General features: G+C 44.1%; 19 protein-coding genes. 14 read left to right on the top strand and 5 right to left on the bottom strand.

Annotated features, from left to right (window positions below; all coding sequences use genetic code 11):
- Positions 1 to 233: 233 nt before the first annotated feature.
- The 12 genes from KQI39_RS02485 (at position 234) to KQI39_RS02430 (ending at position 10,191) form a co-directional block, all read left to right on the top strand.
- On the top strand, positions 234 to 488 hold the full coding sequence (locus KQI39_RS02485; RefSeq protein ID WP_148446006.1) for a hypothetical protein: 255 nt from the start codon (positions 234 to 236) through the stop codon (positions 486 to 488).
- Positions 489 to 503: 15 nt separating this feature from the next.
- Complete coding sequence (locus tag KQI39_RS02480) at positions 504 to 1,490, top strand: helix-turn-helix transcriptional regulator (protein WP_216416192.1); 987 nt, start codon at positions 504 to 506, stop codon at positions 1,488 to 1,490.
- A 261-nt stretch (positions 1,491 to 1,751) separates the two neighbouring features.
- Positions 1,752 to 2,756, top strand: coding sequence for a biotin--[acetyl-CoA-carboxylase] ligase (locus tag KQI39_RS02475; protein WP_330653916.1), 1,005 nt, complete (start codon positions 1,752 to 1,754; stop codon positions 2,754 to 2,756).
- 182 nt (positions 2,757 to 2,938) lie between these two features.
- A complete protein-coding gene (locus KQI39_RS02470; RefSeq protein WP_253293048.1) occupies positions 2,939 to 3,604 on the top strand; it encodes a F0F1 ATP synthase subunit A in 666 nt (221 codons plus the stop codon).
- A gap of 63 nt (positions 3,605 to 3,667) precedes the next feature.
- A complete protein-coding gene (atpE, locus tag KQI39_RS02465) occupies positions 3,668 to 3,886 on the top strand; it encodes an ATP synthase F0 subunit C (RefSeq protein WP_021652814.1) in 219 nt (72 codons plus the stop codon).
- Positions 3,887 to 3,937: 51 nt separating this feature from the next.
- A complete protein-coding gene (gene atpF / locus KQI39_RS02460; protein ID WP_295272265.1) occupies positions 3,938 to 4,438 on the top strand; it encodes a F0F1 ATP synthase subunit B in 501 nt (166 codons plus the stop codon).
- Positions 4,419 to 4,922 carry an ATP synthase F1 subunit delta gene (atpH, locus tag KQI39_RS02455; protein WP_216416191.1) on the top strand — a complete coding sequence of 168 codons (504 nt, stop codon included), beginning with the start codon at positions 4,419 to 4,421 and terminating at the stop codon, positions 4,920 to 4,922. Before atpF ends, atpH begins: the two co-directional genes overlap by 20 nt.
- Before the next feature lie 7 nt (positions 4,923 to 4,929).
- Positions 4,930 to 6,438 carry a F0F1 ATP synthase subunit alpha gene (gene atpA, locus KQI39_RS02450; RefSeq protein WP_148445996.1) on the top strand — a complete coding sequence of 503 codons (1,509 nt, stop codon included), beginning with the start codon at positions 4,930 to 4,932 and terminating at the stop codon, positions 6,436 to 6,438.
- 8 nt (positions 6,439 to 6,446) lie between these two features.
- Entirely contained in the window at positions 6,447 to 7,337 is an 891-nt protein-coding gene (gene atpG / locus KQI39_RS02445) for an ATP synthase F1 subunit gamma (RefSeq protein WP_216416188.1), read from the top strand.
- A 5-nt stretch (positions 7,338 to 7,342) separates the two neighbouring features.
- Positions 7,343 to 8,740, top strand: coding sequence for a F0F1 ATP synthase subunit beta (gene atpD / locus KQI39_RS02440; RefSeq protein ID WP_119239287.1), 1,398 nt, complete (start codon positions 7,343 to 7,345; stop codon positions 8,738 to 8,740).
- 9 nt (positions 8,741 to 8,749) lie between these two features.
- Positions 8,750 to 9,157, top strand: coding sequence for an ATP synthase F1 subunit epsilon (gene atpC / locus KQI39_RS02435; protein WP_021977343.1), 408 nt, complete (start codon positions 8,750 to 8,752; stop codon positions 9,155 to 9,157).
- Between the two features lie 185 nt (positions 9,158 to 9,342).
- The gene (locus tag KQI39_RS02430) at positions 9,343 to 10,191 is read left to right on the top strand and encodes a hypothetical protein (protein WP_216416186.1); all 849 of its coding nucleotides are present in this window, start codon (positions 9,343 to 9,345) and stop codon (positions 10,189 to 10,191) included.
- Between the two features lie 56 nt (positions 10,192 to 10,247).
- Here KQI39_RS02430 and KQI39_RS02425 read toward each other — a convergent pair whose 3' ends face one another.
- Genes KQI39_RS02425 through KQI39_RS02415 form a run of 3 tightly spaced genes read right to left on the bottom strand, consistent with a single transcriptional unit; the run spans position 10,248 to position 11,934 of the window.
- A complete protein-coding gene (locus tag KQI39_RS02425; RefSeq protein WP_216416184.1) occupies positions 10,248 to 10,961 on the bottom strand; it encodes a hypothetical protein in 714 nt (237 codons plus the stop codon).
- A 4-nt stretch (positions 10,962 to 10,965) separates the two neighbouring features.
- Positions 10,966 to 11,460, bottom strand: coding sequence for a hypothetical protein (locus KQI39_RS02420; RefSeq protein ID WP_216416183.1), 495 nt, complete (start codon positions 11,458 to 11,460; stop codon positions 10,966 to 10,968).
- A complete protein-coding gene (locus tag KQI39_RS02415; RefSeq protein WP_330653928.1) occupies positions 11,461 to 11,934 on the bottom strand; it encodes an RNA polymerase sigma factor in 474 nt (157 codons plus the stop codon).
- Between the two features lie 199 nt (positions 11,935 to 12,133).
- Here KQI39_RS02415 and KQI39_RS02410 point away from each other — a divergent pair, with 199 nt between their 5' ends.
- Positions 12,134 to 13,285: an alanyl-tRNA editing protein gene (locus tag KQI39_RS02410; protein WP_216416181.1), complete on the top strand. Its 1,152-nt coding sequence runs from the start codon at positions 12,134 to 12,136 to the stop codon at positions 13,283 to 13,285.
- Positions 13,286 to 13,290: 5 nt separating this feature from the next.
- Positions 13,291 to 14,181, top strand: a complete 891-nt coding sequence (locus KQI39_RS02405; RefSeq protein ID WP_216416179.1) for an amidohydrolase family protein — start codon at positions 13,291 to 13,293, stop codon at positions 14,179 to 14,181.
- Here the strand turns inward: KQI39_RS02405 and KQI39_RS02400 are convergent.
- Together KQI39_RS02400 and KQI39_RS02395 are read right to left on the bottom strand one after the other, a co-directional pair.
- A complete protein-coding gene (locus tag KQI39_RS02400; protein WP_216416177.1) occupies positions 14,151 to 15,314 on the bottom strand; it encodes a hypothetical protein in 1,164 nt (387 codons plus the stop codon). The two genes, KQI39_RS02405 and KQI39_RS02400, sit on opposite strands and share 31 nt — an antisense overlap.
- A gap of 26 nt (positions 15,315 to 15,340) precedes the next feature.
- On the bottom strand, positions 15,341 to 15,541 hold the full coding sequence (locus KQI39_RS02395; RefSeq protein WP_216416175.1) for a hypothetical protein: 201 nt from the start codon (positions 15,539 to 15,541) through the stop codon (positions 15,341 to 15,343).
- Positions 15,542 to 15,621 lie beyond the last annotated feature (80 nt).

The following is a 15,621-nucleotide window of genomic DNA, read 5'->3' as shown; positions in this document are numbered from 1 at the left end:
TCCTGCTTCCATAGAAAAGAAATGTGTATGAAAGGTCTGCTGTTATTGGCAGACTTTTTTCTTGCTGTAAAATCGAACATATTTTTGTGCAAAATAAACAAATGTTCGGAAAAATCATGTTTATACCGTTTTATCGGACTTATAATGCGCTATAATACCAACATACAGAAAATATGTTTGGAAAATATGTTCGATAAATCGTGAATGAACATATAACAGGGAGGATGGATCTTATGTGGAATACAGAGAACAGCAGGAAGGTTGCACTGGCAGAGGGAAGATACGTGGAGACAGAGCACAGACACACCGGGAAGCAGAAGCTTTCTTCCGGAATGGCTATGATTCTGGGAGCACTTCTGACAATAGAGATCATGATCGGTGGCGCGATGATCCTTAATTTTGATTTTAAGGGAGCGGATATCATTGCTGTTGTGCTCGCATTCATGGTATTATACTTTGCAGTGGTTGCCTCACTGACAGATAAATAGAACGGAGGAGTCGGAATGCCCAGGGTTTTTAACCAGAAAATAAAAATTTTATATCTGATGCGTGTTTTTCTGGAACGGACAGATGAAGAACATCCGATGTCTGTGAAGGAACTGATCATTTATCTGAACAGCCTGGGAATCAGCGCAGAGCGCAAAACCGTATACGATGACATTGAAACATTACGGAATTTTGGAATGGACATTCTCAACCGCAGAGAACAGCCGGCAGGTTTTTATCTGGCCAGCCGGAAATTTGAGCTTCCGGAACTGAAACTTCTGGTAGATGCGGTACAGTCGTCCAGATTTATTACCAGTGGGAAGTCCCGCCAGCTGATCGGGAAGCTGGAGAGCCTTGCGAGTGTCCATGAGGCCAGACAGCTGCGTCGCCAGGTTTTTGTGCAGAACCGTGTGCGGACTATGAATGAGAGTGTGTATTACAGTATTGATGAGATTCAGAGAGCACTTACCGAGGATCGGCAGATTTCGTTTCAGTACTGCGAATGGACAGTGGAGAAGGAGCTGCGGCTGAAGAAGAATGGAGAACGGTACCGTGTCAGTCCCTGGGGACTTGTGTGGCAGAATGAGAATTATTATCTGGTCGCCTGTGATGAGAAGTGTGGCAGAGTGAAGCACTACCGGGTAGACAAGATCATGCAGATCCGCCTTGAGGAGGCAGCCCGCAGCGGCAGGGAGCTTTTTGAGAATTATGATGCGGGAGAGCTGACATCCAGAACCTTTGGGATGTTTGGCGGTAAAGAAGAAACCATATGTCTGGAAGCGCATAACCGTCTGGTCGGAGTTGTACTGGACCGGTTTGGCAGGGACATTATGATCCAGAGGAAGGATCATGAACATTTCAAAACGCTGGTCCGTGTAAACGTCAGTGATCAGTTTTTTGGCTGGATAGCCAGTCTTGGCCCGGATGCGGTAATCGCGTCACCAGATGATGTACGCGGCAGGTACCGGGAATTTCTTGAGAAAAGTCTTTCTAATTACAAATGATAAATCTATACCAAAGAAAATCTGCGTATACTACAGATTCAGGAAGATTTATTCCTGAATCTGTACGTTTTCTGCAGAAATAATTCCCAAAAAAATTAATGAAAACAGACAAAAATGAGAAAAATTATATAATAAACATATCTGAAATATAAAAATAATATAGACAGCATATGTAAAAAAGATAATAGACATCGCGATGTTTAAGTGCTATAATGCTTTCGTCTCTTGGAAGGGAACAAATTTTGCCATTTCAGGCAGATTATGGACGGTGAAGATATGACTGTAAAAGCAAGAATGCTGAAGCTTCTGGAGCAGCACGAGAATGAACTGATATCCGGAGAAGCGGCAGCGGCAGAACTGAACTGCACAAGAGCAGCCATCTGGAAAGCTGTGAAATCCCTTCGGGAAGAGGGATATACCATAGAAGCGGGACCAAACAAAGGTTATGTACTTCGAGGCGGCAGCCGTTTATCAGAAGAAGGAATACGGCTTTACCTCGATCATCCGGATGTCCCTGTAAAAATATACAGAGAACTGGATTCTACAAACCGTGCAGCCAAGGAGGCTGCATTTTCAGGAGAAGCAGGCCATGGCGCACTGATACTGGCGCGCAGGCAGAAAAGCGGAAGAGGCCGCAGAGGCAGAAGTTTTTATTCCCCTGAAAATGCAGGACTTTATATGAGTATCGTTCTAAGACCAGACCGGACTCTGAAGGAAGGCCTTCTGATCACGACAGCGGCAGCAACTGCAGTGTGCCGTGCTGTGAAGAAAATCTGCAGGATTGACCTTGGGATCAAGTGGGTCAATGACCTGTATCTTCACGACAGGAAAGTGTGTGGAATACTGACTGAGGCTGTTACAGACTTTGAAAGTGGAAACATCGAGTTTGCGGTTGTTGGAATCGGATTGAATCTGTATGTACCGGAAGACGGATTTCCGGAAGAGATACAGGAAACGGCAGGTGCACTGTTTGGAAGCAGGGAGGCTGCAGAACACGTAAACTGCAGTATTCTTGTGGCGGAGATTGCCAATCAGCTTCTTATGGAAGTAGAAACTCCGGGACTTTCCAGAGAATATACAGAAAATAATATCATTCCTGGAAATATGATCGTGATCGCAGACGGAGCGCGCACAAGGGAGGCTTATGCCGAGGCTATAGCACCGGATGGAAGGCTTGTTGTAAGAGAACAGGATGGTTCAGAAACCCTGCTTTCCTATGGAGAAGTTTCCGTACGCAGGAAGCCGGATGAGGATCAGTCAAAATAAATTGTCTATTTTGCACAAAAAACAGATACATTTTTATGCAAAACGGGCAAAAATAATATTGACATTCTGGAAATGCGGAGTAAAATAAAGTCAACTACAAGGCGTGGTCATACCAATTATAAAAAGATGCGATCAGCGCCAAGAGAAAAGGAGGGAGAAAAACGGGAGATTTATCAAGTACACTGGCAGAAGAGCTAAACAGCAAGACAGCCTTTACCATTCCGGTGTTTGGTGGAATACCAATTGCAGAATGTGTGGTAGTCACATGGGTCATCATGGCGGTTCTTGTGATTCTGTCTCTGATCTTAGTTCGGAATCTCAGTGTGGAAAATCCGGGTAAGAAGCAGCTGCTTCTGGAGACCGGGGTAAGTTTTCTTCAGGATTTCTTCATGGGTATCCTTGGAGAAGAAGGCAAACAGTATGTGCCTTATTTGATGTCAACCGTAATTTACATCGGAATAGCCAATATCGCAGGCGTATTTGGTTTTACACCACCAACGAAGGACATGAACGTGACCATTGCGCTGGCGCTGATGAGCATTATTCTGATCGAATATGCAGGCTTTCACAAAAAGGGACTGAAAGGTTTCCTGAAAAGCTTTGCGGAGCCGGTTCCGATCATGCTTCCGATCAATATTCTGGAAATCGCGATCAGACCTACATCTCTCTGCATGCGGTTGTTTGGTAATGTTCTGGGAAGTTTCGTAGTTATGAAACTGCTGGAGTTTGTTTGTCCGGCTATTCTTCCCATACCATTCAGTCTGTATTTTGATTTCTTCGACGGATTCATACAGGCATATGTATTTGTATTCTTAACATCCTTGTTTATCAAGGAAGCAGTTGAGTAGTGAAGCGGAACATCCGCTTGATTCAAAAATGAAAAAAATTGTATTTTACAGGAGGAAAAAACTATGTTAATCGCAATTGGTGCAGCTATCGCAGTTCTTACAGGTATCGGAGCAGGTATTGGTATCGGTCTCGCAACATCCAAAGCAGTAGAAGCTATCGCAAGACAGCCGGAGGCAGAGAGCAAGATCAGTAAAGCACTTCTTCTTGGATGTGCTCTTGCAGAGGCAACAGCTATTTACGGTTTCGTAATCGGTCTTCTGATCATCATCATGCTTGGCTAATAGGTAAAGACGAGACAATAAATTCAGGATTAAGAGAGGCAGGTGGACCAGGTGATTAAAATTGATATCAACCTTGTCTTTACTATTATAAACCTGATCGTTCTTTATCTTTTAATGAAGAAGTTCCTTTTCGGACCGATCATTGCTGTCATGGAAAAGAGAAAAGCCATGATCGACGAACAGTTTGCTTCAGCTGAGAAGACAACCGCTGAAGCAAACCAGCTGAAAGGACAGTATGAGGATGCACTGAAATCTGCGAAGGAAGAATCCTTCAGTATTGTAGAGCAGGCTAAGGACGAGGCAAAAGTACAGGCAGACAGCATCGTGAAGAGAGCCAATGATCAGGCTGGTCAGATTCTTGAGAAAGCAAGAAGAGATATCAGCACTGAGCAGGAGGCTGCTATGAAAGCGATGGAAGGCAAGGTTGCCGAGCTGGCTATGGATGCAGCATCCAGAATCATGGGAAAAAAGAACGACGAAGCACAGGATATGTCCCTATATGACCAGTTTTTAGAAGGAGCAGGTGATCCTCATGACAGAGACGTCCATTAATTATGCAAAAGCATTATACGGTCTTTCTGTCCCGGAGGAGGCAATCTGCGAAACAGGAAAGATTTTTAAGAATACTCCTGAAATAGGAAAAATGCTTGAAAATCCCCTGGTTTCCCTCAAAGAAAAAGAACAGGTAATAGAGCGGGTTTTTCCGCAGGAAATGAAGAATTTTCTTAAAGTAACGTGCAGGTATCAGAAAGTTGACAGGATCCAAGAGATCATCGAAGCTTATGATGCTTACAGCCGGGAACAGAAAGGAATTCTGAAGGCAGAGCTTCTTTATGTAACACGTCCTACCGAAGTGCAGGAAGATAAGATGAAGGAGTTTCTCCGTAACCAGTTTTCTGCCAGAGAAGTAGAACTTACCCTTACAGAGGATAAGAGCCTTGTAGGAGGATTTGTTCTCCGGGCAGGAGATCGTGAGTACGACTGGAGCCTCATCGGACGTTATAAGAAATTGAAACAGAAATTAACCCGGAGGTGAAATTGAATTGAGTGCAATAAATCCAGATGAAATCATTTCGATTCTCAAGGAAGAAATAAAGAACTATGACGAAATCAGCAAGGACCAGGAAGTAGGCACCGTCATCTCCGTGGGAGATGGTATCGCAACTGTTTATGGCATTGATCATGCCATGTACGGTGAGGTTGTAACTTTCGAAAATGGTCTGAAAGGTATGGTACAGGATGTCCGTGCCAACAGCATGGGATGTATTCTTTTCGGAAAGGATACAGGTATCAAGGAAGGAACCAAGGTTGCCAGAACTGGCAAACAGGCAGGTATTCCGGTAGGTGATAAATTTATCGGAAGAATCGTGAACGCACTTGGTGAGCCTATTGATGGAAAGGGAGAGATCAAGGCAGAGGAATACCGCCCGATCGAGAACCCGGCTCCTGGAATCATTGACCGTAAATCTGTAACTGTACCTCTGGAAACAGGAATTCTTTCCATTGATTCCATGTTCCCAATCGGCCGTGGACAGCGAGAGTTGATCATCGGCGACAGACAGACAGGTAAAACTTCCATCGCAACAGATACAATTATCAACCAGAAAGGTAAAGATGTAATCTGTATCTACGTTGCTATCGGACAGAAAGCTTCTACCGTTGCAAAGGTAGTTTCCAATCTTGAAAAATATGGTGCAATGGAATATACAACGGTATTTTCCGCAACAGCCAGTGACTGTGCACCACTTCAGTATATTGCTCCTTACGCTGGTACAGCTCTTGCAGAGTACTTCATGTATCAGGGTAAAGATGTACTGATCGTATATGATGACCTTTCCAAACATGCGGTGGCATACCGTGCACTGTCACTTCTGCTTGAGCGTTCTCCGGGACGTGAGGCTTATCCTGGTGACGTATTCTATCTTCATTCCAGACTTCTGGAGCGTTCCAGCCGTCTGAGTGAAGCAGCAGGTGGCGGATCTATCACAGCACTTCCGATCATTGAGACTCAGGCCGGTGATGTATCTGCATATATTCCTACCAACGTAATTTCTATCACAGATGGTCAGATTTTCCTGGAGAGTGATCTGTTCTTCTCAGGTATGCGTCCGGCAGTTAACGTTGGTCTTTCCGTATCCCGTGTTGGTGGAGCGGCACAGACCAAGGCTATGAAGAAAGCTTCCGGTAGTGTACGTATCGACCTGGCACAGTACAGAGAGATGGAAGTGTTCACCCAGTTCAGTTCTGATCTGGATGAGGCTACAACCGCACAGCTGAAATACGGAAGTTGTCTGATGGAGCTTCTGAAACAGCCACTTTGCAGTCCGTTAAGTCTTCATCAGCAGGTAATTACTCTTTGTGTTGCGACTCACAAGCTGATGGTTGACGTAGAAAAGAAAGAAATCAAGAAATATCAGAAAGATCTTCTGGAGTACTTTGATAATGTATATCCTGAGATCGGCAAAGAGATCGAAACTACAAAACAGCTCTCCGATGAGCTTGTAGAGAAAATCATAAAGGCGGCAGAAGAATTCAGAGATAAGAGCAGGTAGGTGTTAATATGGCAAATGCAAAAGAAATACAGACTCGTATGAAAAGCATTCAGGACACCATGAAGATCACCAATGCGATGTACATGATTTCTTCTTCCAAGATGCAGAAGGCGAAAAAAATCCTGCAGGATACAGAGCCATATTTCTATAATATGCAGGCTGCTATCGCCAGAATCCTCCGCCATATGCCGGACATCCAGCATCCGTTCTTCAGTGAACGTCATCTTGTTCCGAAGAATGAGAGAAAAGTGGGAACCATCGTTATTACAGGCGATAAAGGTATGGCCGGTGCATACAATCACAATGTACAGAAAATGACAGAAGATTTCATGGAAGAGGTACCGGGACATCACAAGCTGTATGTCCTTGGTATGGTAGGGCGTCAGTATTTCGGCAAGAGAGATGTGGATATGGACGGCAGTTTTCATTATACCGTGCAGAAGCCGACTATGCACAGAGCACGCCTTATCACGGAAGAAATCGTACGGGCATTTCTTGAAAGAGAGCTGGATGAAATTCACATTGTCTATACACAGATGCTGAATGCGATGGCAATGGAAAATGTGAATATGCAGCTTTTACCGCTGAAAAAGGCTGATTTTAAGGTGGGTCAGATCCCGGCAGATATTTATCAGGAGGAGATCGTGTTATCTCCGTCTGCAGATGTGCTTCTGGATACTATGATCCCAAACTACCTTACAGGTGTGATCTATGGATGTCTTGTAGAGGCATATGCCAGTGAGAACAGTGCGAGAATGACAGCAATGCAGTCCTCTACAGATAGTGCGAAGGCGATGCTGAAGGATCTTTCCATTCAGTATAATCGTGCACGTCAGGCTGCGATCACCCAGGAGATCACAGAGGTTATCAGCGGTGCTAAAGCACAAAAAAGGAAGTGATGACTATGAATAAAGGTAAGATCGTACAGGTTATGGGACCTGTTGTAGACGTTGTTTTTGAAGACGGACAGCTTCCGGATATCAAGGATGCCCTTGAAGTCGAGAACAACGGTAAAAGATGCGTTATGGAGGTGTCCCAGCACCTTGGAAATAATATCGTACGCTGCATTATGCTGGGAGCCAGCGAGGGCCTGCAGCGAGACAGAGAAGTAACAGCTACCGGAAGCGGTATCAAGGTTCCGGTTGGAGATAAAACACTTGGTCGTCTGTTCAACGTTCTTGGAGATACCGTAGATGGCGGTGATTCCCTGGACGGTGAAGAGCATTGGGTCATCCATCGTGATCCGCCTTCATTTGAAGAGCAGAAACCGGCTGTAGAGATCCTGGAGACAGGTATCAAGGTCATCGACCTTCTTGCCCCATATGCCAAAGGTGGTAAGATCGGTCTGTTCGGTGGTGCTGGTGTTGGTAAGACAGTCCTTATTCAGGAGCTGATCCAGAATATTGCTACCGAGCATGGTGGATATTCCATTTTCACCGGTGTTGGAGAGCGTTCCCGTGAAGGTAATGACCTTTGGAGCGAAATGAAAGAATCAGGCGTTCTCGAGAAGACAGCCTTAGTGTTCGGACAGATGAACGAGCCGCCAGGAGCACGTATGCGTGTTGCTGAGACAGGACTTACCATGGCAGAGTATTTCCGTGATCAGGAGCACAGAGACGTACTTCTTTTCATTGATAATATCTTCCGTTTTGTACAGGCAGGATCTGAGGTTTCCGCTCTGCTTGGACGTATGCCGTCCGCAGTAGGATATCAGCCTACACTGGCAACTGAGATGGGTGAGCTTCAGGAACGAATCGCATCCACCAAGGAAGGATCTGTTACATCTGTACAGGCTGTATATGTACCGGCCGATGACTTAACTGACCCGGCTCCGGCAACAACATTCGCCCATCTGGATGCAACAACCGTTCTTTCCCGTAAGATCGTTGAGCAGGGTATTTATCCGGCTGTAGATCCACTTGAGTCTACTTCCCGTATCTTGGAGGCAGATATTGTCGGTGAGGAACATTACGAAGTAGCACGTAGAGTACAGGAGATTCTTCAGAAATATAAAGAGCTGCAGGACATCATTGCTATTCTTGGTATGGAAGAGCTCTCAGAGGAAGATAAGCAGACTGTATTCCGTGCAAGAAAGATCCAGAAATTCCTTTCCCAGCCATTCCATGTAGCTGAGAACTTCACCGGTATCAAAGGTAAATATGTACCGCTGAAAGAGACAATCCGTGGATTTAAGGCAATCATCGACGGTGAGATGGATGACTATCCTGAGAATGCATTCTTTAATGTTGGAACTATTGATGACGTAATTGCAAAAGCAAAAGCCGAGGAGAACCGGCAGTAAGGAGCGGCTATGAGTGAGACATTTGGCCTGGAGATTTATGCCAGCAATAAACTGGCTTATGCAGGACGTGCTCAGAAGCTCATTATTCCGGCAGTGGATGGTGAGCGTGGATTTCTTGCTCATCATGCAAATGTCGTAGAAGCTATCATTCCTGGTGAAATGCGTTTTGCGGATGCAGAGGGCAATGAGCATATTTTTGCAGTGAGCAGCGGTTTTGTTGAGATGATCAATAACCGTGCCAAGCTGTTCTGCCTCAGCGTAGAGAGCCCGGAGGAGATTGATATCCGCCGTGCCCAGGAAGCCAAGGAGCGTGCAGAAGAGCAGCTTCGTCAGAAGCAGAGCATCCAGGAGTATCATATGAACCAGATGGCTCTTGCGAGAGCGATGACACGTCTTAAAGTAACACATAAGCAGTAAAAAATATATTACAGAAAGCACCTGTTGAATAGTAAAATGAACGTAGATCATAAGTTGGTTACGTTTATGATCATGTGACAGAGCGGAATGAGAACAATTGCTTTGTACAGATAATATTCAAAAGGTGCTTTTTTATTATACTGATATAAAAAAGCCGGAGTATGCAAAGAAAAAGGAGGAGAAAAATGAAGAAAGGAAGAGCGAAAAAGTTACTGGGCATCTGTATTTTTCTTATGGGTCTCATGATCTTTTCCGTACTGCCAGTGCAGGCGGCAGTACCCAGGATGTATACAATTCAGCCGGGAAAAACCTGGACGAGATATGATATCACCGGCGATGGAAAGAAAGACAGGATTAAGGTTGTCCGGAAAAAAAGTCAGTACGATGGGTGCTGGAACGGTGCAGATATTTATGTGAATAATACAAAAGTCTGTGCAATAAATAAAACTTTTATGGATATGTCCATTCGTATTATTACATTATCTAATGGAAACCCTTTCCTGTGTCTGAGAGGTGGTACGGATAATGATATCAGTGTATTCCACGGACTTTATCAGTACCGTAACGGAAAAATCGTTCAGGTTGTAAATTTCATTAATGAAACATATGGACGACCGGTAAATGAAGCGAAAATTTACCTGAGTGGTAATACAATTCGTGTAAGAACGGAGGCTATGTCATATTCTCTTGGATATTGTACAACAGAATTTACGTACAAATATCAGAAAGGAACATTACTTCGTACATCCAATTACGGAAAATATACAAAACTTAATGCTGCTAACAAGAGAACAGGACTTTTTGTAGCAGCAAAGAACATACAGGCGTACACAACTCCCACTTCCGGAAGTAAAGCATTTGTGATCCGCAAGAATACTGGCGTGAAAATTCTGAATTTCTGGACCGCTGGGAATAAGATGTATATCCGTGTAAAAAATGGTTCCAAAACAGGCTGGATCAAAGCCGTAACATTTAAGGAATCACAGGGATATGCAGGGTCACCGCAGTTTTCCAGGGTTATGTATACAGGCTGATGAAAATAAAAAGATCCGTTGTCGGAAGACTTCGGATCTTTTTTTGAAGTTACTGATTATTCAGAGGAAGAGGTATCTTTCTTATTTTCGGAAAGGACAGTATTTTCAGAAGGAATACTATTTTCAGAAGAAATATTGTCCTGAGAAGAAAATGCCTCAGGATTTTTTTTTGCAGCTGCTGAATTATCATCCGGGGAAGTTATTTGCTGATATGGACGGTACGGTTCCCAGTAATGCTCATCTTTATTTTTTTCTTCCTCCAGTTTCTTTTTTTGTTGAGTGAGCAGATAAATACCTGCAGCAATGATACCGATAGCAATGGCAATCTGAGGAAGACTGTTGCAGATATTGTATACATAGTCTTCCAGATTATACGGTACAATGAGGTACAGAAGACTTGTGAAACGACTCCACAGGATACAGATACCAAACAGGATCAGGATCCAGGCAGTTGTATTCCGATGTTTTTGTAAGAATTTTCCGATATCACCGGAAAATTGATCCATGTGAAGAATGTAATTATCATCTACAGAGTAAAATTCTTCTTCTGACAGTGACTTCAGATTATGGACATTGAAAAAACTGTAGAACCATATCACAGGGAGAAACATGGCCAGCCATCCAAGGCCGGTAATGGAGGCCAGCGCAATTGCTCCCCAGAACAGCAGCATAATACTGATTCCCTGTTTTTTGAATCCCATGTACATTTCTCCGGCACCGGGGATCAGGGAAAAGATAAATACCCAGAAACCATGTTTTTGTTTTTTCATATATTTACTTGCCTCCGTTTATAATTTTATTCGTAAGATCACTCAGATTATCACTGATATTCTGAGAATTTTCACTGAGCTGGGAACCTATCTTTCTGGAAAGCTGGCTCAGATTGAAACCAATGTCAAAGGATGAAGATATCCTGGCTTTTGTTTCAGATGAAGTATGAAGAGATGTAAAATCTGTCTGTGATACAGAAAAAAGCATGATCAGCGCAACCCCCATACCCACTGCAGTACGTAATCCTGTGCAGAGAAGCTTCATCCAGTAAGCAGTTTCATGTATTTTTCTGGAAGCTTGAATTTCAGGAGAAGCTGCTTTTTTCAGAATTTCATCCCGAAGATAGGCAGGAGCATGTTCAGAAGATGTTTCCTCATCCTGAATCAGCTGTTCCAGACAGAAATCGCATTGCTCCATATGTTCCAGAAAATGGATCATTTCATCAGTATTCATAGCTCCATCCCGGAATTTCTGTAATTCATCCGATGGTATATGCATCTAATCACTCCTTTCCAGCAGTGCCTTCAGCATGGATCTGGCACGGTAGATCTGCGTCTGGACTGTTTTTGTATTTTTATTCTGTGAAGCTGCAATCTCGGCAGCAGTTTTTTCTTCACAGAAATGAGCGGTGGCCACTTCTCTGTAGGGACTTTTCAGATCAGAACAAAGCTGTCGTATCCGATCCTGGAAATCTTTGTCCAGGCAGGCCTCTTCAGGGGAGGATTCTTTATCATGGAGCTGCTCAAAATAAGTATCCTCTGTGGGAATGGTACGTCTGCCGGCAGCCTTCAGGTGATCCAGGCATTTTCGGATTGCAATCTTGCTGAGCCAGGCTTTTTCGTAGGTACCGTCAAAACGGGAGAGATTTTTGTAGGCGGAAAGAAAAACATCCTGTGTCAGATCTTCGGCGTCAAACGGATTGCCCACCGATTTCAGACAAATGGAAAATATTAAATTTTGGTATGTATGTATCAGATATTCCAGATATTCTTCCCGTGTAATGTGATCAGCTCCTTTCTCATCCCGTTCACTTATTATAACGCGTAAGACAGGGATAAAACTTCATTTTTTAAAAGCAATTTTTGAAAAAATTGGAATTCTTATAGCAGGGAGTCCCAAATTGGTCTATACTATAAAACGTTAAAGCAGAGATGCAGAAAGGATGAGACAGATGACAGAGACCAAACGTTTATATTATGAAGATGTATATAAAAAAGAATTCACAGCCAAAGTCCTGGAGTGCAGAGAAGAGAAAAAAGGCTTTCATATTATTCTGGATGAGAGTGCTTTTTACCCGGAAGGCGGCGGCCAGCCAAGTGATGCCGGATATCTGGGCGATGTGAAAGTAAAGGAAGTTCACGAAAAAGACGGAGAACTTCTTCATTATACAGATAAACCGCTGGAAGCCGGAACCGAAGTACAGGGGCGTATCAACTGGGCAAGAAGATTTGATCTGATGCAGCAGCATTCCGGTGAGCATATGGTGAGCGGACTGATCCATGAGGCTTACGGATACGATAATGTAGGGTTCCATATGGGAAGCGATACTATTACGGTAGATCTGAATGGTTCACTGGATGAGGCACAGCTTGCCGAGATCGAGCGGAAAACAAACGAAAAGATCTGGGAAGATACGGAGGTTAAGATTTTATATCCTACAGCAGAAGAATTGGAAAAAATTGATTACCGAAGTAAAAAAGAAATTACCGGCCAGGTGCGTATCGTGGAATTTCCAGGGGTGGATATCTGTGCATGTTGTGGAACTCATGTGACACATACCGGAGAAATCGGCATGGTGAAGCTTCTTTCCGTAGAAAAATTCCGTGAGGGTGTCCGTATTGAGATGATCTGTGGAAAACGTGTGCTGGATTACCTGAATATGGTCAATAACCAGAACCATCAGATTTCCGTAAAACTTTCCGCAAAGATGGACAAGACCGCGCAGGCAGTAGAACGCCTTCAGGAGGAGAATTTCCGCCTGAAAGGTCAGGTTGGCCAGATGGTGGATGATATGTGTCAGAAAGAGGCAGAGCGCTATGCAGGAAGTGGAAGCGTTCTCATCTTTATGGATGAAATGGATGCAGACAGTGTGCGAAAACTTGCAGATGCCGTGACACAGACCTGCCAGGGCTGCTGTGCGGTATTTTCCAGAAATGCAGATGGAAGTTACAAATATGCAATGGGTGAAAAAGATGGCGATCTCCGCCAGTTTACAAAAGAGATGAATGCAAAATTAAACGGACGGGGAGGCGGAAAGCCATTCTTTGTGCAGGGATCTGTACAGGCAACTGAGGAAGAGATCAGAAGATTTTTTGAGCAGTGATGAAAATGTTTGGAGAATGTCATGCACATATATTTCTCAATGGCTATGATTACCGGAAAGCCGTTGAGACACAGAAAAACGGGCCACAGGATGTGCTGATCCGAAGCCATCTTGAGGAATACCAGAAAAGAGGAATCCGTTTTGTAAGAGATGGAGGAGATCATTATGGTGTTTCCAGAAGAACCGCGCAGCTTGCCACAGAATATGGAATTGATTACCGCACGCCGGTTTTTGCCATTTATAAAGAAGGGCATTATGGAAAAATTGTCGGAAAAAGTTTTTCGGATATGAAGGAATATCACCGCAGAGTTCTGGAAGCCGCTGAGGAAGGGGCTGATTTTATCAAGATCATGACTACCGGCCTTCTGGATTTTGAGGATCACGGAAAGATCACGGGAACTCCGCTTTCTGCGGCCGAAGTGAAAGAAATGGTACATATTGCACATGAAGAAGGTTTTGCAGTGATGAGCCATACCAATGGAAATTATGGGGTGCAGGCGGCAGTTGAGGCCGGTGTTGACAGCATCGAGCATGCCAATTACATGGATGAAGAAACCCTCTCCATGCTGGCAGACAGCAAAAGTGTGTGGGTACCTACTCTTGTGACAGTTCGGAATCTGATGGACTGTGGGAGATTCGAAAATGAGATCCTGTCCTCCATTATCCGGACAGGAGAAGAAAATCTGAAAAAAGCTTTCCGAAAAAAAGTGCATGTGGCAGTTGGCAGTGATGCTGGTGCATTTAAGGTTCTTCACGGAAAAGGTGTGGAAGATGAATGCAGAGCTTTTTTTGACATCTTAGGTGAGACACCGGAGGTGTGTGCCTGGATGGAAGAGGGGGAAAAAAGAATCCGAACGCTCTTCCGTCACGGGTCTTCGAATTTAATACAGGTATAAATATTGGAGGTGCGCGATTTCGCAGGGTTAAAGGTAACCCGGAGATCCGCACCTTTTTCCATTCCACTGGTGGAAAGATCCTGTACATTTTCACGGCTGCAGAGAATTTTTACACCATCATAAGTCTGGATCAGTACAGTATTGGCGGTTGTGCCCAGGATTGTACCGGTTACAGTGGATGAGATATTGCGGACAGAAAGTGTATCCGGATCTTCGCCTGTAATTCCGCGGATTTTCATGCCGCTGGTGGATTCCCCATTGAATTTACCGGTATAGATAATATTTACATAAGAACCAGGTGCCATGCCGCCTTTAAAGTATACAGGAACAGAAGTGAGTGGAACAGTTAGTTCCGAACCTGTGGCCTGAGGGATAATGGTCATGGTACTGGTGCTGACACTTACAATTTTTGCCCGGAGATGCTGTTCTTTTTTCTTCGGTTCCGGGGATGGGGTGGGGGTTGCAGCAGGTACTTTCAGAGGATCGGTGTCAGAAACACTGATTACTTTTGTGAAACTGCCATCGTACTGTTTGTCTCCAACGATGGTTTCGTTGATGAATTTGCCACGAAAATGGACATAAACCCACCTGCCGGCTTTGATCCCTTTTTTATAGTATTGTCTGACACCGGTGACGGGAAAAGTTACGGTATTTCCTTTTTCTGTGACAATAACGAGTGCGTTGGAAGTGAGTTTTTTTACTTTTCCCTTCAGGGTGCGGTTTTCCAGTGGGGTTTCGTTATGATATTTGTCAGTTACCTTGATCGGAGAAATAGTGCTGATATCGGTTCCGGAAAGCTGTCCCTGATAAATGATGCTGACCTGGTCACTGAACACAACGCCGTATTTACATTCCAACCTTGTGTTGGAAACGTCAAAGACATAGGTTTCTCCGTCGCTGGAAATCGTCAGATTTTTGCCGTCAAAATTCTGCAGTGTGCCGGTAATTTCATCCATATAAACACGTTCTTCCTGGGAAGAATCCGATGTTTCCTGGGAGGCAGAATCTGAAGATGTGGCATTTGAAATTTTATCCTGAAGGGAAATAATGTGATCATCGATCTGATCATTGCTGCAGCCGCCCATAAACAGGGAAAGGCCCAGAATCATACATGCAGCAGACAGTTTTTTCATTTGTGTCCTCCGACCTGGGATAACGGTCAGTCCTGTTTATCTGTAAGGTCCTGGGATTCCGGTACCGGCATAAAATCAAAGATCTGGCGGAAGGATTCCCATTGCTCACGGCTGTCTATTCCATGGTTGATCAGACCCGTGCATTCAGTACAGGCATTGGTATCCAGATAATTTTTGTAATTAATGTGATAGGGATTTTTTTTGTTTTTTTCCTGCGGATCGTTCATGGGATCAGTCTCCTTATTGATTGATAAGGATCAGTATATGAAAGCAGGAAAGATTTTATACATGTTAAAAGTATTATAGC

Origin of the sequence: Blautia sp. MSJ-36, from assembly GCF_018917985.1 — a bacterium.
Taxonomy (GTDB): domain Bacteria; phylum Bacillota; class Clostridia; order Lachnospirales; family Lachnospiraceae; genus Blautia_A.
The sequence above is the reverse complement of the archived record's forward strand: the minus strand, read 5'-3'. Positions and strand labels throughout refer to the sequence as shown.